This is a genomic window from Paenibacillus sp. FSL R7-0273 (assembly GCF_000758625.1).
In the GTDB taxonomy this organism is placed as follows: Bacteria; Bacillota; Bacilli; order Paenibacillales; family Paenibacillaceae; genus Paenibacillus_AQ.
In genome coordinates, this window is the sequence record NZ_CP009283.1 from 5,589,597 (window position 1) to 5,611,157 (window position 21,561).

Annotated in this window: 19 protein-coding genes; 3 read left to right on the forward strand and 16 right to left on the reverse strand. The window is 52.4% G+C overall.

Annotated elements, in window-relative coordinates:
* Positions 1 to 21 precede the first annotated feature (21 nt).
* From dnaJ to hrcA, 4 genes are all read right to left on the reverse strand, one after another.
* Positions 22 to 1,149, reverse strand: a complete 1,128-nt coding sequence (gene dnaJ / locus R70723_RS24090; RefSeq protein WP_039876165.1) for a molecular chaperone DnaJ — start codon at positions 1,147 to 1,149, stop codon at positions 22 to 24.
* Positions 1,150 to 1,269: 120 nt separating this feature from the next.
* Positions 1,270 to 3,105, reverse strand: a complete 1,836-nt coding sequence (gene dnaK / locus R70723_RS24095) for a molecular chaperone DnaK (RefSeq protein WP_039876168.1) — start codon at positions 3,103 to 3,105, stop codon at positions 1,270 to 1,272.
* A gap of 99 nt (positions 3,106 to 3,204) precedes the next feature.
* Positions 3,205 to 3,780, reverse strand: a complete 576-nt coding sequence (gene grpE / locus R70723_RS24100; protein ID WP_039876169.1) for a nucleotide exchange factor GrpE — start codon at positions 3,778 to 3,780, stop codon at positions 3,205 to 3,207.
* A 49-nt stretch (positions 3,781 to 3,829) separates the two neighbouring features.
* Positions 3,830 to 4,861 (reverse strand): heat-inducible transcriptional repressor HrcA, encoded by a 1,032-nt coding sequence (gene hrcA / locus R70723_RS24105; RefSeq protein WP_039876172.1) that lies wholly within the window; start codon positions 4,859 to 4,861, stop codon positions 3,830 to 3,832.
* A 223-nt stretch (positions 4,862 to 5,084) separates the two neighbouring features.
* Between hrcA and R70723_RS32310 the strand changes: the two genes are divergently transcribed.
* The gene (locus R70723_RS32310) at positions 5,085 to 5,807 is read left to right on the forward strand and encodes a hypothetical protein (RefSeq protein ID WP_052421447.1); all 723 of its coding nucleotides are present in this window, start codon (positions 5,085 to 5,087) and stop codon (positions 5,805 to 5,807) included.
* Between the two features lie 86 nt (positions 5,808 to 5,893).
* Here the strand turns inward: R70723_RS32310 and R70723_RS24115 are convergent, their stop codons facing one another.
* The 6 genes from R70723_RS24115 to gpr all read right to left on the reverse strand — a co-directional run bounded on the left by R70723_RS24115 (position 5,894) and on the right by gpr (position 12,852).
* Positions 5,894 to 6,385 carry an N-acetyltransferase gene (locus tag R70723_RS24115; protein WP_047171518.1) on the reverse strand — a complete coding sequence of 164 codons (492 nt, stop codon included), beginning with the start codon at positions 6,383 to 6,385 and terminating at the stop codon, positions 5,894 to 5,896.
* Positions 6,386 to 6,477: 92 nt separating this feature from the next.
* Positions 6,478 to 7,650, reverse strand: coding sequence for a radical SAM family heme chaperone HemW (gene hemW, locus R70723_RS24120; RefSeq protein WP_039876175.1), 1,173 nt, complete (start codon positions 7,648 to 7,650; stop codon positions 6,478 to 6,480).
* Positions 7,651 to 7,778: 128 nt separating this feature from the next.
* The gene (gene lepA / locus R70723_RS24125) at positions 7,779 to 9,593 is read right to left on the reverse strand and encodes a translation elongation factor 4 (protein WP_039876177.1); all 1,815 of its coding nucleotides are present in this window, start codon (positions 9,591 to 9,593) and stop codon (positions 7,779 to 7,781) included.
* Positions 9,594 to 9,775: 182 nt separating this feature from the next.
* Positions 9,776 to 10,252 carry a hypothetical protein gene (locus R70723_RS24130; protein WP_039876178.1) on the reverse strand — a complete coding sequence of 159 codons (477 nt, stop codon included), beginning with the start codon at positions 10,250 to 10,252 and terminating at the stop codon, positions 9,776 to 9,778.
* A 33-nt stretch (positions 10,253 to 10,285) separates the two neighbouring features.
* Entirely contained in the window at positions 10,286 to 11,632 is a 1,347-nt protein-coding gene (locus tag R70723_RS24135) for a stage II sporulation protein P (protein ID WP_039876181.1), read from the reverse strand.
* A 209-nt stretch (positions 11,633 to 11,841) separates the two neighbouring features.
* A complete protein-coding gene (gene gpr / locus R70723_RS24140) occupies positions 11,842 to 12,852 on the reverse strand; it encodes a GPR endopeptidase (RefSeq protein ID WP_039876182.1) in 1,011 nt (336 codons plus the stop codon).
* A gap of 405 nt (positions 12,853 to 13,257) precedes the next feature.
* Between gpr and rpsT the strand changes: the two genes are divergently transcribed.
* Positions 13,258 to 13,530, forward strand: a complete 273-nt coding sequence (gene rpsT, locus R70723_RS24145; RefSeq protein WP_039876184.1) for a 30S ribosomal protein S20 — start codon at positions 13,258 to 13,260, stop codon at positions 13,528 to 13,530.
* A 191-nt stretch (positions 13,531 to 13,721) separates the two neighbouring features.
* On the opposite strand, the gene holA is transcribed toward rpsT, so the two are convergent.
* The 5 genes from holA to R70723_RS24170 form a co-directional block, all read right to left on the reverse strand.
* Entirely contained in the window at positions 13,722 to 14,741 is a 1,020-nt protein-coding gene (holA, locus tag R70723_RS24150; protein ID WP_039876187.1) for a DNA polymerase III subunit delta, read from the reverse strand.
* Positions 14,742 to 15,119: 378 nt separating this feature from the next.
* Positions 15,120 to 16,364 (reverse strand): anti-sigma factor, encoded by a 1,245-nt coding sequence (locus R70723_RS32315; protein WP_052421448.1) that lies wholly within the window; start codon positions 16,362 to 16,364, stop codon positions 15,120 to 15,122.
* Positions 16,361 to 16,912: an RNA polymerase sigma factor gene (locus R70723_RS24160; protein WP_039876188.1), complete on the reverse strand. Its 552-nt coding sequence runs from the start codon at positions 16,910 to 16,912 to the stop codon at positions 16,361 to 16,363. The genes R70723_RS32315 and R70723_RS24160 overlap by 4 nt, the downstream gene beginning before the upstream one ends.
* 272 nt (positions 16,913 to 17,184) lie before the next feature.
* Positions 17,185 to 17,424: a hypothetical protein gene (locus R70723_RS24165; protein WP_039876191.1), complete on the reverse strand. Its 240-nt coding sequence runs from the start codon at positions 17,422 to 17,424 to the stop codon at positions 17,185 to 17,187.
* Between the two features lie 207 nt (positions 17,425 to 17,631).
* Positions 17,632 to 18,273, reverse strand: coding sequence for a bifunctional 2-keto-4-hydroxyglutarate aldolase/2-keto-3-deoxy-6-phosphogluconate aldolase (locus R70723_RS24170; RefSeq protein ID WP_039876193.1), 642 nt, complete (start codon positions 18,271 to 18,273; stop codon positions 17,632 to 17,634).
* 357 nt (positions 18,274 to 18,630) lie between these two features.
* On the opposite strand from R70723_RS24170, the gene R70723_RS24175 reads away from it, so the two are divergent.
* Positions 18,631 to 19,584 (forward strand): sugar kinase, encoded by a 954-nt coding sequence (locus tag R70723_RS24175; RefSeq protein ID WP_039876196.1) that lies wholly within the window; start codon positions 18,631 to 18,633, stop codon positions 19,582 to 19,584.
* Positions 19,585 to 20,464: 880 nt separating this feature from the next.
* Here R70723_RS24175 and R70723_RS24180 read toward each other — a convergent pair.
* Positions 20,465 to 21,481 carry a LacI family DNA-binding transcriptional regulator gene (locus tag R70723_RS24180; RefSeq protein WP_039876200.1) on the reverse strand — a complete coding sequence of 339 codons (1,017 nt, stop codon included), beginning with the start codon at positions 21,479 to 21,481 and terminating at the stop codon, positions 20,465 to 20,467.
* Positions 21,482 to 21,561: the final 80 nt, after the last annotated feature.

The following is a 21,561-nucleotide window of genomic DNA, read 5'->3' on the forward strand; positions in this document are numbered from 1 at the left end:
GCTTGCTTACAGGCTATTGCTTTATTCTCCGCGGAAGGCGCGCTTCACACGGTCAAAGAATGACTGCTCCTGCTCATGCGTGTTCTCGCCGTTGTAGGAAGCGAACTGGCGGAGCAGATCCTTCTGCTCCTCGCTCAGCTTGCTTGGTGTCACCACGACAACCCGCACATGCTGATCGCCAGTACCGCTGCCGCGCAGATGCGGAACTCCCTTGCCTCTGAGGCGGAAGAAGGTTCCGGTCTGGGTTCCCGCAGGAATCTTGAGCTTCACCTTTTCAGTCAGGGTAGGAATTTCGATCTCGTCACCAAGCGCCGCCTGGGCGAAGGTCAGCGGAACCTCACACATAATATCATCGTTCTCGCGCACGAAGAACTCATGATTCTTCACACGGATAACAATGTACAGGTCTCCGGCCGGGCCGCCTCGTGTGCCGCCTTCGCCTTCACCCGTCATACGCAGCTGTGCGCCGTCGTCTACGCCGGCTGGAATGCGCACATGGATCTTGCGCTGCTTCTTAACCTTGCCCTGGCCTGCGCAGGTCGTGCACTTCTCTTTGATGATCTTGCCGGTTCCGCTGCAATGGGAGCAGGGACGGCGGTTACGCATTTGTCCAAGCGGGGTGTTCTGCACGAATTCCTGCTGGCCGCTGCCGTGGCAAACGGAACAGGTCTCCGGCTTCGTGCCCGGCTTAGCCCCGGAGCCAAAGCAGGTATCGCAGGACTCTGTACGCGGAATGGTAATATCGGTCTCTTTACCGAATACCGCTTCCTTGAATTCAATGGTCATCGTGTACTGCAAATCGCCGCCGCGCTGCGGGGCATTCGGATCACGGCGTCCGCCGCCTCCGCCGAAGAACATATCGAAGATATCGCCGAGGCCGCCAAAATCTCCTCCGCCGCCCCCGAAGCCGCCGCCCATCCCCTGATTAGGGTCGATATGACCGTACTGGTCATAACGGGCGCGCTGCTGGCCGTCGCTCAGCACATCGTAGGCTTCCTTCACTTCCTTAAACTTGGCTTCAGCATCACTGGCCTTGTTGACGTCCGGGTGATACTGGCGTGCCAGCTTACGGTAGGCCTTCTTTACTTCATCGTCAGATGCATCTCTTCCGAGACCCAGCACCTCATAATAATCGCGTTTATCTGCCACTGCTTTCACCTCCGCACATCAATACTCTGTTTCCCCTGTAACATGGTAAAAGGAAAGCCAAAACACGGGATGCCCCGGTCTTGACCTTCCCTTCGTACAAAATAGTCTTATCGTTTAAGGTTACCCTTGATTCTTCTCGTCGTCAACAACCTCGTAGTCAGCGTCAACAACATTATCCTTCTTAGCGCCCTCAGGAGCACCTTCAGCACCCTGCTGCTCTTGAGCAGCCTGCTCATACAGCTTCACGGACAGCTGCTGGACGATTTCGTTCAGCGCTTCTGTAGCCGCATTGATTTCTTCCAGGTTATCGGTTTCCAGTGCTGCTTTTACTTTGTCCTTTGCAGCATTGGCCTTTTCAATTTCGGAAGCATCTACTTTATCGCCAAGGTCTTTGATTACTTTATCTGTAGAATACACGAGCTGGTCAGCGTTGTTCTTCGCTTCAACCAGTTCTTTACGCTTGCGGTCTTCCTCAGCGTGCAGCTCGGCATCCTTCATCATCTGTTCAACCTCAGCATCGCTCAGGCCGCTGGAAGAAGTGATCGTGATCTTCTGGCTCTTGTTCGTGCCTTTGTCTGTTGCCGATACGTTAACGATACCGTTGGCATCGATGTCAAAAGTAACCTCGATCTGCGGTACGCCGCGCGGTGCCGGCGGAATCTCGTTCAGCATGAAGCGTCCCAGCGTCTTGTTGCCGTTCGCCATTTGGCGTTCACCCTGCAGCACGTGGATTTCCACGCTTGGCTGGTTGTCGGCAAAGGTCGAGAAGACCTGCGATTTGCTTGTAGGGATTGTAGTGTTACGCTCGATCATCTTCGTGAACACGCCGCCTGCAGTTTCGATACCGAGGGACAGCGGAGTTACGTCAAGCAGTACTACGTCTTTAACGTCACCAGTCAGTACGCCTGCCTGGACAGCAGCACCAAGGGCTACCACTTCATCCGGGTTAACGCCTTTGTGCGGCTCTTTGCCGGTAAGCTTCTTGATCGCTTCCTGCACGGCAGGAATACGGGTGGAACCGCCGACAAGCACGATTCTGTCCAGATCAGCAGGAGTCATTCCCGCATCACTCAGCGCCTGGCGTGTAGGTCCCAGTGTGCGTTCTACCAGGCCGGCAGTCAGCTCTTCGAACTTGGCACGGGTAAGGTTAACCTCCAAGTGCTGCGGCACGCCGTCAACAACCGTGATGAACGGAAGGGATACGGTGGTGGTAAGTACGCCGGACAGCTCTTTTTTCGCTTTTTCAGCAGCATCCTTCAGACGTTGTACAGCAGCTTTGTCCTTGCTCAGGTCAATGCCCTGTTCCTTCTTGAATTCAGCCACGAGGAAGTCCATGACAACCTGGTCAAAATCATCGCCGCCCAGACGGTTGTCACCGCTGGTAGCCTTAACTTCGAAGAAGCCGTCACCCAGCTCAAGGATCGATACGTCGAATGTACCGCCGCCCAGGTCATATACGAGAATAGTCTGGTCTTCAGCCTTCTCAAGACCGTAAGCAAGTGCAGCTGCAGTCGGCTCGTTCACAATACGCAGAACTTCAAGGCCGGCAATTTTACCTGCATCCTTGGTCGCTTGGCGCTGGCTGTCATTGAAATAAGCCGGAACTGTGATAACAGCCTGGGTAACAGTCTGTCCCAGATAAGCTTCAGCATCGGATTTCAGCTTCTGCAGAATCATCGCCGAAATTTCCTGTGCAGAGTAGTCCTTGCTGTCAATGCTTTCTTTGTGGTTCGTACCCATATGGCGCTTGATAGAAGCGATGGTACGGTCAGGGTTCGTAATCGCCTGGCGTTTTGCTGTTTCGCCGACGATCCGCTCGCCGTCCTTCTTGAAGCCTACAACCGAAGGGGTTGTGCGCGCGCCTTCCGGATTTGGTATAACGACGGCTTCGCCGCCTTCCATAACGGCAACGCAAGAGTTGGTGGTTCCAAGGTCAATCCCGATAACTTTACTCACTGTAATGTGCCTCCTCAAAAATGGTTATGGAGCTCATGCTCCTGCATATTAATCATTAGGTTGGTGGAGCTCAAACTCAGATAAAAATATATAGACAGACTACATGCTGACTTTGACCATGGCCGGACGAAGAACCTTATCCTTCAGGAGATAGCCCTTCTGGACCTCTTCCGTCACGATGCCTTCCTCGTGCTCCTCGCTCTCCACCTGCATAATCGCCTGATGATATTCAGGGTTAAATGGCTGTCCTACAGTTTCCATTGCTGCGAGGCCTTCAGACTTCAGGACCCCCTCCAGCTGACGGAAAATCATGTTGATGCCTTTGGTAAAGGCCTCGGATTCGGCATTGCCCGGAGCAGTAACCAGTGCACGCTCAAAATTGTCGAGTACCGGAAGCAACTCAGTAACGAGCTTGGAGGTAGCGTATTGCGCCAGCTCTTCCTTCTCCTTCTGTGTACGGCGGCGGAAGTTATCGAAATCCGCCTGTACACGCAGTGTACGGGCCTGAGCCTCTTCTGCGAGCTCCTGGAGGCGCTTCACAGCTTCACCGCCGCCTGAAGCCTCCTCGAAGTCCGCCGTGTTCTCAGCTGCGGCTTCGGCCTCATCGGCCGCCAGTGTTTCATTTACTGCTTCGTCTTTCAGTTCATTCGGATCTTGCACCTGTTCCTCTTTCAAGTTGTCTTCACCTCCTTCAAATCATTCACGTAAATCAATTACACTCTGTTCACTTATACCAGTGTGCCAGCATCGCTGTCAAATCCCGGGATAAAATTCCGAGGATGCCCATCACACGGGCGTATTCCATCCGGGTCGGACCCAGAATGCCGATGCTGCCCAGTGCCTTGCCGTCCAGTGAATACGTTGCTGTAATCAGGCTGCAGTGGGCAAACGCTTCATGCTTATTCTCCGTTCCGATACGGACCTGTATTCCGGTTCCGCCGGATGCGGGGGACAGCATCTTCAGCAGGGTCGGCGTCTCCTCCAGCAGATCGAGGATCGTCTTGACCTTATCGACATCCTTGAACTCCGGCTGGGTCAGCATATTCGCCGCCCCGCTCAGATAGATGCGCTGGTCATGATCGCTTTCGAGCGCCTGGTCAAGCACCTGCATTAGTTCTTCATAGTGTGAGATGTGACGCTGCATTTCCTCACCCAGCTCGGAATAGAGCTGGCTCTTCAGCTTGTAGAGCGGTACATTCACCAGCTTGCTGTTAAGCAGATTTACGACCTTCTCCATTTCGGAGAGTGAAATCTCCGGCGGAATCTGAACCGTGCGGTTCTCCACCTGCCCGGTGCTGGTAACGATAATGGCTACGGCATTGTTGCCGTCAAGCGGAAGCAGCTGAAAATGGCGCAATGAAGTATGAAAAACCTCCGGTCCCAGAAGGATGGAAGTGTAATTCGTCATATTGGAAAGAATCATGGCCGCATGCTGGATAACCTGCTCGGTAGCATTCAGCTTCTCGGCGAAAAAAGCGCGGATCGTGCCCATTTCAGCCGTTCCGGCGGAATTCCACGGCACCAGATGGTCCACATAATAACGGTAGCCTTTATGTGAAGGAATTCTTCCAGCCGATGTATGCGGCTGCTCCAGATAACCTAACTCCTCCAGATCAGCCATTTCGTTGCGGATGGTTGCCGGGCTGTAGCCCACGTCCCCCCGCTTGGAGATGCTGCGCGAGCCTACCGGCTCAGCGGAAGATATATAATCATCTACAATAGCATTAAGGATCATTCTCTGGCGTTCAGTTAACATGTTATTCCCTCCTATCGGCTGCGGCTCCGATTCGTTAGCACTCTACTTAGATGAGTGCTAACCACTAATACAAAAATACCAAACTGACCTCGAGATTGTCAAGTCAGTTTCACTGCGGAATTGGATTATAGGCGCAGCCATTTTCAAATCCCATATTCCGGTAATCACTGCAACCTCCCTCTTCAACTTTCGTCTGAATATAGTAGGAAAGGGGCTAAGCCACATGAAATGGAAAAGATTCATATTGATCATCCTGCCGGTTATGCTGCTTCTTGCCGGTGCTGCTTTGTTTTATGAGAGAGAGACCGGCAGAGCGGACAACTGCTTTTACGGTGATGTGGATTATGTCTCCGTATTGCAGTGGGACGGCGTTGTCTATCAAGAGGATTATGCCAGTCCGGCCAAGGAGCAGATCAAAGGTAAACGGCTGGGGGAAATCTCTTACCGTAAAGCTGACCATCAGTGTCCGCGGGATGAGATGCTTGATGGCGATTCCACGCTGCTTGAGGCCGGTACAGCGCTGTATGAGGTAACCGGGTATAAGGCATCTGCCCGCTTATGGGCAGGCGACAGGCTATTTATAGCCCGAAGCAATCCGGAAGCCGTGACCCTGAATGATCTGCTTGATATCGACGGTAAAATCTCTGCTGTCCGCTTCATCAGCGGAATGGACGGAACCACCCGTCTGATGGACTTCACACCGGAGGCTGCTGAGCTTTTTATAAAAGAGTTTCCCCAGCTGAACTATATCCCGTATGAACTATTGTATAAGGAAACCAAAAGCTGGGTTGGCGATAAATACTGGCTCGAAATCGAGCTGAAGGACGGCTCTGCCTTGACCATCGTTTATAATACCCTGTCTCCGTCCTTTAACCCTTCTGCTTACGCTACCCCGGAGCTTGCCGGGCTTATAGAGCAGCAGCGAAAGCTGATCTATACAAAATAACTAAAAAAGGCCGCTGTTCACAGGAATGTATCCCTGACGGACAGCGGCTTTTGTATATTGTAACGCGGCACCATGCGGCTGCCTGCTTAATCTAATCTCTTCATTACAGCAATTTCATCACAGGCATGCTGCTTCTTGCAGTTAACGCAATCCGTCCATACCTTCTCAGGGAAAATCTCCTTCTCCACAACGGTGAATCCGTTTCTGAGGAAGAAATCGACTGCATACGTGAGCGCCATGATCTTGGGAATCCCTTGACGTCTGGCTTCTTCAGTCAGCTTCTCCAGAATCATGGAGCCGACACCCTTGCCCTTGCCTTCATCACGCAGGCCGATGGAACGGACTTCAACGAGGTCATTCCCGAGTCTGAACAGCGAACCGCAGCCCACAAACATACCGTCAAGCTCAGCGATGACGAACTGGTCAATCTGACGGGTCAGTGCCTGCCTGGAACGTGGAAGCATAATTCCGCGCTGGGCGTACTCCTCTATCATTAAGTACAGCGGCTCCACATCCTCCACCGTAGCATTTCTGCATATTACCTTAGATTCTCCCGCAGGAGCCGACTGGCGGACCATTTCCGTCTTGACAAGCACTATAACTCACCCCTCGTTGTTAATATGAATAAATATACAACAGGGTGAATTACAATTCAAGGGGTATTTTAAAATTAAACCTCTGTTAAAAGTCCGACAAATTCCCCGAAAACATCATTGCCGAACAGGATTCCCTGCTTGCTCAGCCGGTAGGTGCCACCCGCCTGCTCCAGCAGCCCGGCATGCAGCAGTTTATGCAGCGGCGCACCAAAAATCTCCTCCAGCGTCTTGCCGAACTGGGCCTGGAAAGCACTGCCCGATACCCCGGCACGCATACGCAGGCCGACCATCATAAAGTCCTCCATTGCCTCCTGCTCCGTAATCTCAAAGGAATCCAGACGCGGCAGCCCGCTGCGCGAAGCTTCATTATATGGATTCACGCCCTTAATATTGATATGCCGCTGACGCTTAACATATCCGTGGGCCCCGGCGCCGAGGCCGTAATAATCCTCATTACGCCAGTACGTAATATTGTGGCGGCTTTCCATGCCCGGCTTAGCGAAGTTGCTGATCTCATACTGGATGTAACCCGCTTTTTCCATTTCAGACATGAGCAGCAGATACATTTCCAGCTCATCCTCTTCACTCGGCAGCGGCAGCTTGTTCTTGTTGAACAAGGTATGGAAAAGCGTATTCTCCTCCACCTTCAGGCTGTAGATCGAATAATGCGGCAGGTTCAGCTCCAGCGCTTTGCGGATACTTTCCTTAAGCATATCCACGGTCTGGTTCGGCAGGCCGAACATCAGATCAACAGACAGATTATCAATCCCGGCACTGCGCGCATTCTCCAGACTGCGGTAGACGTCATCCACATTATGAATCCGTCCGATCCCGCTCAGCAGCTCATTCTGGAACGCCTGAACGCCGAAGCTGACCCGGTTAACCCCGCCTTCCTTCATTACTGTAAGCTTCTCGATATCCGTCGTTCCGGGATTAGCCTCCATCGAGAATTCGATATTGTCATCCCACTGAGGGAAATGCCTGCGGACCGAAGCCAGGAAATAAGCCATCTCATCCGGCTTGAGCACAGTCGGCGTCCCGCCTCCGACAAAGATCGTCTTGATCACACCCGGCGGAGTCTGCTGCACGGTCAGCTCCATCTCGCGGTCAAGCGCATACAGGTAATCCATTACCGGCTGGTCCTTCAGCACATAGGAGTTGAAATCACAGTAAAAGCACTTGTTTGTGCAAAAGGGAATATGAATATATACGGCCTCAGGGGGACGGCCATTGTTATGAGCTGTCATAGCTGTCTCCTTTAAATTTTAATAGTATCAGCATATATAGCCAGAAAAGGGAAGCCGTCAGGCTTCCCTTCAGTGTCTCGCTACTAATCAATCGGTGCACTCCGCAGCAGGGAGTTCAGATAAGCTCATTACTCGTCGATCTTCAGAACTGCCATGAATGCTTCCTGCGGCACCTCAACACTGCCGACCTGCTTCATGCGCTTCTTCCCTTCCTTCTGCTTCTCCAGCAGCTTCCGCTTACGCGAAATGTCACCGCCGTAGCATTTGGCCAGGACGTTCTTGCGCATCGCCTTAACGGTCTCACGGGCTACAACCTTCGTTCCGACCGAAGCCTGGATCGGCACCTCGAACATCTGCCGCGGAATAATGCCGCGCAGCTTCTCACAGATAATGCGGCCGCGGTTGTAGGCGCGGTCACGGTGGACGATGAAGGACAGGGCATCAACCTGTTCATTATTCAGAAGAATATCCATCTTCACCAGATTGGATTGACGGTAGCCGGAAATCTCATAGTCGAAGGAAGCATAGCCCTTTGTGCCAGATTTCAGCTGATCGAAGAAATCATATACGATTTCCGATAGAGGAATCTGATAAGTGATCGTTACCCGGTTGGTATCCAGATACTCCATATTCACAAATTCCCCGCGCTTATTCTGGCAAAGCTCCATTACAGTACCTACGTAATCATTCGGGACAATAACTGCAGCTTTGACATAAGGCTCTTCCACATAATCAATGGTACCGATCTCCGGATAGTTCGACGGGTTGTCGATCTGCAGCATTTCGCCGTTCGTCAGCATAATCCGGTAAATAACGCTCGGTGCTGTTGTAATCAGCGGAAGATTGAACTCGCGCTCAATCCGCTCCTGGATAATCTCCATATGCAGCAGTCCGAGGAATCCGCAGCGGAACCCGAAGCCCAGCGCACTTGAGCTTTCCGGCTCGAAGCTGAGCGAGGCATCGTTCAGCTGGAGCTTCTCAAGCGCCTCACGCAGATCGTTGTAATCCGAGGTTTCAATCGGATACAGACCGCAGTATACCATCGGATTGATCTTGCGGTAGCCCGGCAGCGGCTCAGGTGTCGGATTCTTGGCATCCGTTACCGTATCCCCGACACGGGTATCGCCGACATGCTTGATGCCGGCAACGATGAAGCCTACATCCCCGATATTAAGCTCGTCCACAATCGTCATACGCGGCATGAAAGAACCGACTTCGATAACCTCAAATACTTTTTCGGTTGCCATCATCTTAATCTTCGAGCCGGCGCGGATCTTACCGTCAATAACGCGCACATAGACGATAACGCCCTTGTACGGATCATAGTGGGAGTCAAAAATCAGTGCCTTCAGCGGATCTTCGGCGGTACCGGTAGGAGCCGGAACCTGTTTCACTACCTGCTCCAGGATCTCCTTGATCCCGATGCCCGCTTTGGCCGAAGCAAGCACAGCCTCACTGGCATCGAGTCCGATTACATCCTCAATTTCCTGCTTCACCCGTTCAGGATCTGCACTCGGCAGGTCAATCTTGTTAATGACCGGCAGAATTTCCAGATTGTTATCCAGCGCAAGATACACGTTGGCCAGTGTCTGCGCCTCAATACCTTGTGCGGCATCTACTACCAGCAATGCACCTTCACAGGCAGCAAGACTTCGGGAGACCTCATAAGTGAAGTCGACGTGCCCCGGGGTATCAATCAGGTTGAGCAAATACTCCTGGCCGTCATCAGCCTTGTAAGTAAGGCGGACAGCCTGCAGCTTAATGGTGATCCCGCGTTCACGCTCCAGATCCATCTGATCCAGCACCTGCTCCTGCATTTCGCGTGAGCTGAGTGCACCCGTATATTCAAGAATACGGTCGGCCAGAGTCGATTTACCATGGTCTATATGTGCAATAATCGAGAAATTGCGGATTTGTTGTTGTCTTTTCTGAACGTCAGTCATTCCTTACCCCCACAGACAGCCTTATGTTAATCCACTTATTATACCAGTACGCGCTTCCCCCATCAATCCCGTCCTGCCGGGAAAGTAAAGAAAGAGGAATACAGCTCTGCAATCCATTACGTCAGCCCTGCAAAAAAAGAAGAAAAAGCCCCGCCCGGGGCTTTAATCCGTTCACCAGGCAGTTAATCTGCCGAGTCGAACAGGGAGACAATCCAGCGGATGCTTTTCTGGGAGGCCTGCTGGAGCAGACCGGCTGTTTTATCGGCAAGCCTATCAATCCCCGGCTGCTGCTCTTCCGGAATCAGAAGCTGCTCCGGAGTCAGCACACTGTAGTCCTGCACCTCCTGCTGCGGCAGTCCGCTGCTGTCAGCAGGAGTCTGGGCCGGGGACTGCGGCTGGAAGGCAGGAAGAGCAGTATATGCACCGGTAGCCGGATCAACAGCCATAGGCACATATACATAGGCGGGGCTGCCCTGCACAGCTCCAGTGCCGGCTGCAGCGGCGGCCTGACCCGCCTGCTGCAGCCCGGCAGGCCCGTTCCAGCCCGGAGCTACCGCCTCTGTCCGTGCAGCTCCGCTACCGCTGAACTGAATGCCAATCAATATGCCAATGCCGGCATATACGCCGATCATAACCAGTTTTTTGCCGAAACGGGACATGTACAGCCCCTCCTTATCCTTTTTATATTTTTGTTACCCGCTGCCTTCTTCCGAAACGGGACTCTTATCAGGCGCAGCGGCTTTTTCCGCATCATGGCTGTTCCAGTATACTTCGGCAATCGCGTCGGCAAGGACATCTGCAGTCCGTTTCAGCTCATCAGCGCTGTTGTCGATCCCGCCGACTTCTATTAATACGCTGTTCGGAGAAAGGGACTGATTATACTCGCCATTGTTTCCGTTTCCGGAAGCTTTACCCCAGATGCCGCGCGAAAGGCCGGGATAATCCTTTTCCAGCAGCTGATGAATCGAGTTGGCGAAGGCTTCGTTTTTCTTCCAGTTTTTGTTGCCGTGCCCCAGAATAAAATACACCTGCGCATAGCTCTGTCCGTTAATGTCCGCTGTCGTTTTGCCGTGCCGCTGTGAGTCACGGTGAATGTCGATCAGCTCCGTCATTTCCTGATTGGCGGCCATTGCCGCCTTAATGGTGATCCGGGAATATTTATAGGAAAAGTTCCAGTTGTAATCCGGCACTTCGGTTGCATAATCATCCTTAGCATGAACCGTCCCGATCCCGCGCTGCTCCAGCCTGTCAGCGATGTAAGAGCCTACGAGCAGGACATTTTTGGCAGGGGAAGCAGAGCTGGGATTGTCACTCTCTGTTCCCAGCAGCGGGTTATATGCTTCGCGCGGATGGGAGTGATAGACGAGAATACGTTTAATAGAGGTATCCTCCGCCCCACTGTTATCCCGTCCGGCTCCGCTGCCGCCCTGTTCTGCCGGGCTGCCGCTGTCCGGCGCAGCAGTCGGCTGAGGCTGTACCGCCTGCCCATCCGCAGGCTTGTCCGGATCCGGATCAGCTGCTGCTCCCGGGTCCGCCGCTCCGCTATTTCCGGCTCCGGGATGATCCTCCTCCCCGCCGGCCAGCTCATCCGTCCCCGGATGATAATCGGCAGGTGCACCTCCCGTCCCGCCTGAGCCTTCACGCAGCAGGAAGGGATCGCCGGCGGCAAGACCCGGCACCTCGCGGGACAGCAGGCTTTTCGGGTTGCCGGGATCTACACTCGTCAGCATACGGAACACAAAGGAGGTAACTTTTGGCGCAGAGAAGGCTGATGCCTCCCCGCTTTTCGGCAGATGCGGCACCTCCATCCCCAGCAGCTCCATAAAGAATCCGCTGGATAATGAAGCCGCCAGCCCTTTCATAGAAGGAACAGGTGAAGTATTCAGCTTCGTTCCGGCCAGTCCGCCGGCGCCAAGCAGCATAAAAAAAACAAGTGAACCTCCGGCCAGCAGCAGCATTGTTCTCCCCAGCGACAGAATGTCCAGCAGTTTTCCACGCAGCCTGCCGATATTCCATAGCTGAAACCATTTTCTGTTCATTATTGTTATGTCCTCCTCCAGCCCTTTGTAATCTCTTATACTTCAAATCTATGAGCGGGAGGAGAATAGTAGAACTCAAAGAGAGAGGGAATAATAGAGCAAAGTGTTACACCGGGTTTACGCCGGGACGAGGCTGCTTCTTCACAGACAGACAGCCCGGATAAGCTGCCGCCGGGCAGTTTATCCGGGCTGTCTGTTTTCAGATGAAATCAGTGTGTATATGCGCCGACATTTCCCGGATCGACCGCATCATGCAGCGCCGCATTCAGGCCGCTGGCTACAATGTTGGCAATTTCTTCAATGAATTCATCAATTTCCTTCGGAGTGACAATAAGGTCATGCCCGAGGGGCTCCAATACCTCTTTTACCAGCTGCAGCCGTTCATGCTCCGAGATGTCGTCCAGCATGCCCATGATCTCCTTAGTATGTGCACCGCCGTCAGCCATCTGGCCGAAATGATTGCTCATCATCTCCAGCACATTATTAACGATTGTAGAAGCATAGCAGACTGTAGGCACACCGATGGCAATGCAGGGAACGCCCAGAATCTCCCGGGTCAGTCCGCGGCGTTTGTTCCCGATGCCTGAGCCGGGATGAATGCCGATATCGGCAATCTGAATCGTCGTATTGATCCGCTCAAGCGAGCGGGAGGCCAGCGCATCGATGGCGATAATCAGATCCGGCCTGGTCCGGTCCACGATCCCCTGAACCACCTCGCTGGACTCTATGCCAGTCAGTCCAAGCACACCCGGAGCAATTGCGCTGACATTGCGGTACCCCGGAGAGACCTGGTCAGGTACAAGCTCATAGAATTGCCGAGTAATCAGCGCATTTTCCACTACCAGCGGACCCAGTGAATCCGGCGTAACATTCCAGTTGCCGAGGCCGACAATCAGCACCGAGGAATTCTTGCTGATGCCGATCCGGCTCAGAAACTGTTCAAATTCACGGGCGAATACGACCGCCACCTTTTGCTGAAGCCCGGTATCCCCGCCGCGCAGAGCCGGAACCTCCAGCGTCACGTAATTCCCGAGCGCCCGGCCGATCGCCTGGGAGCCAGCAGCAGTAGCCACACCAAGCCGCGTAACCTTGATTCCGTCCGCTTCCTCTACCTCTTCATTTACACCGGGGATAGGTGTTTTTTGCGGCCCCTGGGCAATTTCCTTGGCCTCCACCGCAAGGTCCGTGCGCACTGAATACAGCTGAAGATCCAGTTCCATCCTAGTTCAGCCTCCTAAAAGTTTTGTGAGCACATGCTTCATGAGGGGAGCCTCGTACAAAACTCACTTCGGAAGCATATGCTTAAGTTTTGTGAGCATAGTCTTCCGCGAGTCTTCTTCGTACAAAACTCGCTTCGAAAGCATACGCTTAAGTTTTGTGAGCATAGTGTGCGGGAGAAGCGCGGTGTTTATGCAAAAGAATACGGAGAAATCACGCAGCCAAGTAATCTTCCGGCCGGTTTATTTAAGAAGACAGAGCATCCAGCCATCCTTCCGGTGTCCTCCGGGTGTATCCGCAGGGTATTTCAATAGCTTTTAGTGTTGCATTTTGCCCCTCGGCATGCTAAGATATTTTAAGTTGTGAATCATTTGATGATTTCGAATGTCTTCCAGGAGGTGAATGCAATGCCAAATATCAAATCCGCGGTTAAACGCGTCAAGACGATCGAGAAACGTCGTGCTCTGAACGCTTCCCAGAAGTCCGCGCTTCGTACAGCTGTGAAAACTGCTGATGTAGCTCTGACTGGAACGGAAGTTGAAACTGCTCAAGCTGCTATCCAAGCTGCTTCCAAAAAGCTGGACAAGGCCGTAACTAAAGGTCTGGTTCATAAAAATGCGGCTGCCCGCAAAAAATCCCGCTTGGCGAAGAAATTGAACGCTCTTAAGGCTCAAGCCTAATTAGCGACTTTCATAGTGAGCACTATAAGAACCTGACCGATATGCTGCATACGGTTAGGTTTTTTTGTGCCCTCTTTGCATGCGGCTTGCCCGCAGCAAAAGAGCCTGCCTTATACGCTGAATCAGCGGATAGGGTAGGCTCTTTTTGCGGGGCGGTGCCGGACAACGTACAGAACAGCAGCATTCCGGCACTATGCGCCAAGACGCAGCATAAACATCTCCAGCCCGAGCACCTTGTCGATGGCTCCGGTCTTCATCTGGTAATCAAGATCAGCCAGGCCGCTAAGGATCTGGCGCAGCCGCCGGCTGTCAAATTTGCGGGCCTGCTCTCCGGCCAGCTTGACGGCATACGGGTGCACTCCGATCTGTGAAGCGATCTGCGCCTGCGAATAGCTGAGCGCAGACAGGTCCTTGACCTGCAGGATGATCCGGAACTGCCGGGCGATCAGCGCAGCAATCTTAATCGGCTCCTCGCGCTGCTTCAGCAGCTCATACAGCGTACCAAGCGCTTTGTCCAGGCGCAGGTTAGCAATATCCTCAACCAGCGTGAACACATTCTGCTCCGTGCCGCGGTGCACAAGGCTGTCCACTGCTGCAGAGTCTACTGTCCCGCCGGCTCCGGCGAATAGCGACAGCTTGTCCATCTCCGCAGACAGGCCCTGGAGGCCGGTGCCGGCACTGGCTATCAGCGCCTCGGCAGTTCCCGGCGCCACAGCACAGCCGCGGTCCTTGAAGCCCTTCTCAACCCAGCGCAGCAGCTCTTCTGCACCAAGCGGGTTGAAGGCCAGCACCGTCCCGGCCGCCTTAGCCGCCTTGACGATCTTTTTGCGCTCATCCAGCTTGTCATTATTCACAAGGAACACAATGACGCTAAAGTCGGCAGGCGCCTGTATATAATCGCTCAGCAGCTCAACGCGGTGTTCAATTTTGGCACTTTCCTTGCCCGCAGTAAACAGCGAGGCATCCCTCACCAGCAGCAGCTTGCGCTCCACCATGAACGGAACGGTCTCCGCCTCTTCCACCACCGCCTGTACGGGCGTCTCTGACAGATCGAAGGGAATTACTGCAAAGTCACGGTCCTCCTTGGCGATCAGGTGATCCTCCAGGAAGGCCGCAAATTCATTCATCCGGAATTTCTCACTGCCGTAAAGCACATATAGCGGTGAAATTTTTCCCTGCTTAATGTCTTTGGCCGCCGTTTTGGCATCCATCCTGCCACTTCCTTTTCCATTTCAATTCGGGTAATCCTCCAGTACACACATGTCTCTAGTTTAACAGAAAACAGGCTCCATTGGTGGTGCTTAATACTTTTAGTACTTACCTGCCGCCTAATTCCGTTATATTCCTGCTTGGCAGCCGCCAATTTTCACACGGGCCGGCGGCTAATGAGAAAATGCAAAAACGGAGCAACCTCGGCAGCCAGGGCCAAAGTTGCTCCGTTTCAGCGGCGCATCTATATAAACGGCGGAAGCAAAGGCTCTAGAAACCCCGCCTCCGTCGGTCATACCGATGGAACTCGCAAATCGTGTAATTCCTGTCCTCTCACCCTAGCATATTCGGGTTCTCCCCAAAACGTTCCACCGGAGTAATTATTTATTGGCCGGAGCCGTACTTGCCGGTGACGGGCCCGCATTCGCCGGAGTGCCCGGTGAAGCAGACGGCTCCGCAGTGGCCTGGGCAGCAGGCGCTGAATACACCTCAGTAACCTCCGCACCATCCTGCATCGTTACATAGGTGAATTGCAGGCTGTCCCCAGACCAGGCACCTGATACCCAGGTCCCTGCCAGCGGCAGCGAGGTTAATGCTATCCGTTCTTCCGGCTGTCCCTCTGCAGGCAGGCTGTAGATTACCAGCTGCTGTCCGGCAAGCTCAGCGGCATAACGCCCGTCCGGCGAGCTCCATGAGCCGTGAGATGATACAAGCGCCGGCAGCAGCCCCATAACACCAGCCTCCGGAGCAGCCGGAGGCTGCAGCGGCTCCTGCGCCCGTGTGTCGCCCGTACCGGCAGACTCTTCAGCAGCATCGCCGCTGAATATCTGGGCATCTGACGCGCTATTGTTGTTCCGGCTTCCTTCCCTGGCATCCGCCCTTGGAGCCGGGGTCGCTGCCTGCGTGCTGCGCGTAACCGGAGCATTCTGCTTAGCTGAAGTGGAATTATCCGTTGCAGCAGGGGCATCAGCACCGGCTCCATACGGAGCCACTTCAGCTGCAGATGGAGCAGCCGTATCTGCGGCACCGCTGTTGCCGGCATCTGCCGGTTCAGTAGCCTGAATCTCCATCTGGTACATCGAAGCATTGCCGGACCCATCTGCAGTCGCAGCCGTATCCGAATTTTCCGTTGCCATCTTGCTCAGCGGCTCACTGCTTGAGGCTGTATCAGCCGCCTGGTTCAGCGACATCTCCACATCAGCCGACGGCAGGCTGTCCGGCATATTAAACACGGCGAACAGTAATATAATAGCCGCAGCAACTGCACCTATGCCTGTCCGTGTTGCCATGGAGGCTGCTCTGGAGGTACCTTTTGCAGCTTTACCGTGTATATTTTTACGTGTCATCGGAATGACTTTGCCTTCTTCTTCCTGGACCTCTGCACTTGAGCCCTGAACTCCGGAATCCAATCTCTCCAGCTGAGGCAGAATCGAGTCAACCAGACTAAAAGGAGGCTTAACATCCGGCAGCTGCTCCAATTGCTCAGAGAGCATAGTCAGCCGGTCAAAGACTTCCGCGCAGGAAGGACAATTATCGATATGGCGGTACATTTCCACAGTCTCTTCGGGACTGAGATCATGATCCAAATAGCGGTGCATCCATTCCGTCACCTCCGTACACTTCATCCTGATACACCACCTTTCTGATACTCCTGAAGTCTATTTTGCAGCTGCTGCCTGGCCCGGAACAGGTAGGATTTCACCGTGTTGAGTGGCAGGTCGAGACAGTCTGCAATCTCGTTGTAAGAAAAATCCTGCAAATACCTTAGTACAATCACCGTCCGGTGATGCTCCGGAAGCTGGTCAATCGCCTCGCGGATATCCTCCGCCAAATAACCGGACATGACCTCGCGCTCTACATTATGTTTATTATCCTGGAACACCATTTCGTGCTCATCGATAGAAACAGTAGGCTTCGATCTCCTGAATTTGTCGATACAGATGTTGGTCACGATCCGCTGAACCCATGTTTTGAACTGGGCTTTTTCCTCATAGGAATTAATTTTGGTATACACTCTGATAAGTGCTTCCTGTGATGCATCCAAAGCATCCTGTTCATTATGCAAAATGTAGAAGGCCGTCTTATACACATGTCCTTCAATTTCCCGCAATAGGGTGATTAGAGCGTCGCGATCGCCCGCTTGAGCGGCTCTGATGAGTCCCTGCTCCACCACGAAGGTTCCCCCTCTCTATGCAATCTTACTGACGCGCAAGACTGCGGATTTGTTGCAAGCCTGTGATCAATATTTTAAAGATACCAAACTTTACATAATACGTCTCGACCCGCCACCGGTTCCGTTCCGCGGCAAGTCCCTAAACCGCCCGTAATCCTTACTAAGCATACAAGGGAAGCGCTGAATCTTCAAATACTCTTTTACAGAAGTTTATGACAAAACTGAAATCAAATAGGCCGCCCGCCGGGTACGATTACCGGAGACAGCCTGCTTTATTTATACATTATAGTATTACACAGCATCAGCACAGCATAGTTGTCCTTGCCGTCGTCATCCACCACATAGATTTCGCCCTGTTCAAAAAGCTGCGGATTGTTATGGTTACGCTGCAATCTGTACAATTGTCCCGCCGTCACCCTGCAGCCCCGGACTGCAGAGATAATCTGCACAAATTCAGCCTCTTCTTCATTAATCGTCCGGTACAGCGTCCTCTGCTTATCATTCCCGGGCATAGCGGCCCCCTCCATCTCCATTGGCAGTCTGCCGGCTTACAGCAGACCGCCCCGCTGCTTACTATGTAAGTATTGCCCGGAACCGGAGGAAAGCATCTCTGTTTTCATTTAGATGTAGGAAAAAAATAAAAAACTGCCTCGCCTTATAAAAAGGCAGGGCAGTCCAAGGGATTATTGTTCTATAATTGCCCGTGCTGCTATCAGCTGTTACAGGCCTTTAACCTCTTTGTATTTGGCAACATACTGTGCAGCCAGCTCTGTAATCTGGTCATAGCGGCCTTCCTTGGCCGGAGCGGTTAGATTGCCGCCGATACCGACAGCGATACAGCCGTTCGCAATCCATTTGCCCATGTTGTTCAGATCCACGCCGCCGGTAGGCATAATGTTAACATGTGGCATAGGGCCTTTGACTGCCTTGACATAGTCCGGTCCGAACGCGCTGCCCGGGAACAGCTTCAGCACATCCACGCCGAGCTTCAGCGCTTCCTTCATTTCGTTCAGCGTCATGCAGCCGGGCATGTAAGGAATACCGTATAGATTACACATTTTGGCGGTTTCTTCTTCAAAAGAAGGGCTCACCACAAATTCCGATCCTGCCAGGATTGCAATCCGGGCGGTCAGCGGATCAAGCACGGTACCTGCACCGATTACAGCCCGGCTGCCGTATTCAGCCACCAGGCGTTTGATCGCCACATCCGCATCCGGAGTCGTAAAGGTAACCTCGATATTGGTCAGTCCGCCCTCGATACAGGCAGCCGACATTTTGAAGGCGTCATCAGCGTTGTCAGCACGGATAACCGCTACTACACCGACAGAGGTAAGGTTTTGCAATACTTTTATTTTCTTCATTTTAAACGTCCTCTCTTAATAAATACGTATTATAAAACAGGTATACATCATAGAACATTTATTTAGATAAACTATTTTATCTCTTTTACTAACATACTCGTGAAGTCTTCTATGGAAATAGTAATAATAATCCCGCTAACAGTCAATACGTTTTTTATCCGAACGGTTACAGGAAAGCTGTTTAGAATAAAAAACCCTTATAGATAAAGGGATTTTTCTCACTTCACATTTTAACACTGAAAATTCACAGGTTAGAATGAGTGAAGTCTTATTGAACAAAACCGATTTATGTGATAATTTCAAGTTACTAATCATTATACAGGGAATCTAAGGATTGCCCTGGGGAGGAATATGAAGATGAGCAAACAACTTAGTGCCGTCACTTTTGGCGAGCCGATGGCGATGTTTTATGCAAATGAAGCAGGACCGCTGCATGAGGCAACCTCGTTCTCTAAGGCGCTGGCCGGAGCAGAAAGCAATGTGGCAACCGGTCTGTCCCGCCTCGAACACACAACCGGATATGTAACCAAGCTGGGTGAAGACAATTTCGGGCAATTCATTGCCATGGCCCTTAACAAAGAAAATATCGATACAGACAGCATCACTTATACCAAGGAAGCTCCTACCGGAATGCTGATCAAGTCCAAGGTGCTTACCGGCGACCCTAAGGTTGAATATTTCCGCAAAAACTCCGCCGCGTCCAAGCTGAACCTGGCTGACTTCGACGAGGCCTATTTTGCTTCCGCCGGCCATCTGCATGTAACCAGCATTTCTTCCGCACTCTCGAAGACCTGTCATGAGTTCTCATTGCATGCTATGGAATTTATGAAAAAGAACGGCAAAACCGTCTCCCTGGACCCGAACCTGCGCCCGACCCTGTGGCCTGACAAGGAGACTATGGTAGCTACCATCAACGATCTCGCCACCCGCTGTGACTGGTTCCTGCCGGGCCTGGGTGAAGGCAAAATTTTGACCGGCCTTGAAACACCGGAGGAAATTGCCGCTTACTATCTGGAACGCGGGGTATCCCTCGTTGTAATCAAGCTGGGCCCTGAAGGCGCTTACTACAAAACGGCTGCCGGAGAAGAAGGCTATGTGGACGGCTTTAAGGTGGAAGAGGTAGTCGATACAGTCGGTGCAGGGGACGGCTTCGCCGTTGGCGTAATCAGCGCCATGCTGGAGAAGCTTACCGTGGCTGAAGCCGTACGACGCGGCAATGCAATCGGTGCGCTGGCCGTTATGTCTCCCGGAGACATGGACGGACTGCCTACCCGCGACAAGCTGGAGAGCTTCATGAGCGCCGGCGTTTAAAAGTTACTGCTGCTGACTGCACGCAGAGAAGCCATTATTCATTTATAAAAAGGGAGTGCTCCAGCGGCGTTATGCCGGGAGCACTCCTCTTTTTTCTTAAAGCTTTTGCAGCGGTAGTTCTCCAGGCATTTAACCCACTCAAGCTACTCTAATCTATACAGAACGTCATTAAGAGACTAACAAACCGTCTCCTGTTCCTGCCTTAGGTAAAGCGTTGAGCAGCGGATAGATCTCTCTTGCCAAAGCGCTAACCTTAGTCAGTCGGTTCGGAGCCAAATGAGTTTTAAGTGTAGTTTGTGCAATTAAAACAGGGGAATTCAGTCATTTTAAGGAGATAACTGTATTCTGTACATCTATTTTTCGCGAAAAACCCGGTTCGGGGCGTTTTTAGCAAATATAAATGTATAGAGTGCAGTTAAACCCTGCAGCGAAGCTAATTAGCCTAGTTTAGTTGCAGAAAGTACAGTTATTTCAACCCGGCTCATTCATGATGCCGTGCAATTACCTACGAAACAGGACAAGTGCATCACCGAGAAGAAGAAGAGGCGGACGCGGACGCCTTTATTTGGTTTTACAGGATCTTCGCTCTGCTTCCCCCAGCAAAAAAATAGCTTTGATGTTGGTCAACACCCCTGCTGATAAAGGACTTTAGCTGTGGAAGCGATAGATTGTCTCCATGTGAGGTTATACAGGTAATTGCGGATTATATAGCAAACTTCTTAATCGCAATAGACATAAGCTTAAATAAGAGGGAAGCTGTGCTCCCCTCCATAAGTAACCTCTAAACTTGTCCAAAACAAACTTTGGGACAGGCAGTACAACTCGCAAATTTAGGACTAAGCAGACGCTAAAAGAATAAACCGTTTTACCCAAAACTCCGTTATACCGGAGGTCGTACAGACTGCCCCTGCTGGAGCGCCGGCGGAAAGCGGTACGTAATCGGAACCGCAGCATCCTGATCCTCGATCAGCGAGAGCATGATCTTCGCCGCCTGCATGCCCATTTCGTAAGCCGGCTGGCGGATCGTTGTAATTGCCGGGTTGTAGATCAGGGCAAACTCGGCATCATCAATGCCGATAACGGACAGGCGGCCGGGAATCGCGACAGATTGGCGGTTCGCGTATTTCAGAATTTCGCCGAGCACAAGGTCATTGGCAGCTACCAGCGCCGTCGGCGGATGCGGCCCGTTCAGCAGCTCATCCAGCGCGGCAGAGATCCGCTCTCTGGGCACGCTGCACATATAACGCTCATTCAAAGGCAGACCTGCCTCCTCCATCGCCTTCTTGTAGCCGCTCATCCGTTCCTTGCGCGGGGTAATGGCGTTCTCCCCGAGCGGCAGCGACAGGATGGCGATAGCCTCATGACCGTTGCGGGTCAGCTCCTTGACCGCTGTCTTGACGGCCATTTCATTGTCCAGCAGCAGGCTCTGGGTCGTTACCCCTTCAACCAGCCGGTCCATGAACACAAGCGGATACTCCGCCTCTATCAGCCGTGTATAAGCCGCAGACTGGTGACCGGTCGGAAAAATAATCAGCCCGTCCACCTGACGCGCTACCAGCGTCTCCACATACGTATTTTCTTTTTCCGAGTTCTCGTCGGCATTGCAGATGATGACCTGAATGCCCCGGCGCTGCAGCTCATTTTCGATCGCCCGGATGCACTGGATTGACAGCGAGTAATCGATATTGGCGACAATGATCCCGACCATATGTGTGCGGTTCTGCTTCAGGCTGCGGGCCAGGCCGTTCGGCTGATAATTCAGCTCCTCGATCACATCGGCAATCCGGTTCTTAGTCGCTTCGCTCATGTATTTAAACCGTTTATTCAAAAATTGTGAGACTGTGCTCTTCGAGACTCCCGCCTTCTGGGCAACATCCTCAATCGTCAGTTTTTTCATCTTTTCCGCTCCACTCCGCATAAAAAAGCCATACCTTTGATATTATCAAAAGTATAGCTTTTTTTTAGTAAATTATCCAG

Bases quoted from the DNA above. Each gene is read 5' to 3' on its own strand.
- R70723_RS24175 (WP_039876196.1), top strand. From the start codon at position 18,631: ATGAGCAAACAACTTAGTGCCGTCACTTTTGGCGAGCCGATGGCGATG.
- R70723_RS32315 (WP_052421448.1), bottom strand. From the start codon at position 16,364: ATGAAGTGTACGGAGGTGACGGAATGGATGCACCGCTATTTGGATCAT.
- rpsT (WP_039876184.1), top strand. From the start codon at position 13,258: ATGCCAAATATCAAATCCGCGGTTAAACGCGTCAAGACGATCGAGAAA.
- R70723_RS32310 (WP_052421447.1), top strand. From the start codon at position 5,085: ATGAAATGGAAAAGATTCATATTGATCATCCTGCCGGTTATGCTGCTT.
- hemW (WP_039876175.1), bottom strand. From the start codon at position 7,650: ATGACAGCTCATAACAATGGCCGTCCCCCTGAGGCCGTATATATTCAT.
- hrcA (WP_039876172.1), bottom strand. From the start codon at position 4,861: ATGTTAACTGAACGCCAGAGAATGATCCTTAATGCTATTGTAGATGAT.
- holA (WP_039876187.1), bottom strand. From the start codon at position 14,741: ATGGATGCCAAAACGGCGGCCAAAGACATTAAGCAGGGAAAAATTTCA.
- R70723_RS24130 (WP_039876178.1), bottom strand. From the start codon at position 10,252: ATGTCCCGTTTCGGCAAAAAACTGGTTATGATCGGCGTATATGCCGGC.
- lepA (WP_039876177.1), bottom strand. From the start codon at position 9,593: ATGACTGACGTTCAGAAAAGACAACAACAAATCCGCAATTTCTCGATT.
- gpr (WP_039876182.1), bottom strand. From the start codon at position 12,852: ATGGAACTGGATCTTCAGCTGTATTCAGTGCGCACGGACCTTGCGGTG.
- R70723_RS24135 (WP_039876181.1), bottom strand. From the start codon at position 11,632: ATGAACAGAAAATGGTTTCAGCTATGGAATATCGGCAGGCTGCGTGGA.
- R70723_RS24170 (WP_039876193.1), bottom strand. From the start codon at position 18,273: ATGAAGAAAATAAAAGTATTGCAAAACCTTACCTCTGTCGGTGTAGTA.
- R70723_RS24115 (WP_047171518.1), bottom strand. From the start codon at position 6,385: ATGGTCCGCCAGTCGGCTCCTGCGGGAGAATCTAAGGTAATATGCAGA.
- R70723_RS24180 (WP_039876200.1), bottom strand. From the start codon at position 21,481: ATGAAAAAACTGACGATTGAGGATGTTGCCCAGAAGGCGGGAGTCTCG.
- R70723_RS24165 (WP_039876191.1), bottom strand. From the start codon at position 17,424: ATGCCCGGGAATGATAAGCAGAGGACGCTGTACCGGACGATTAATGAA.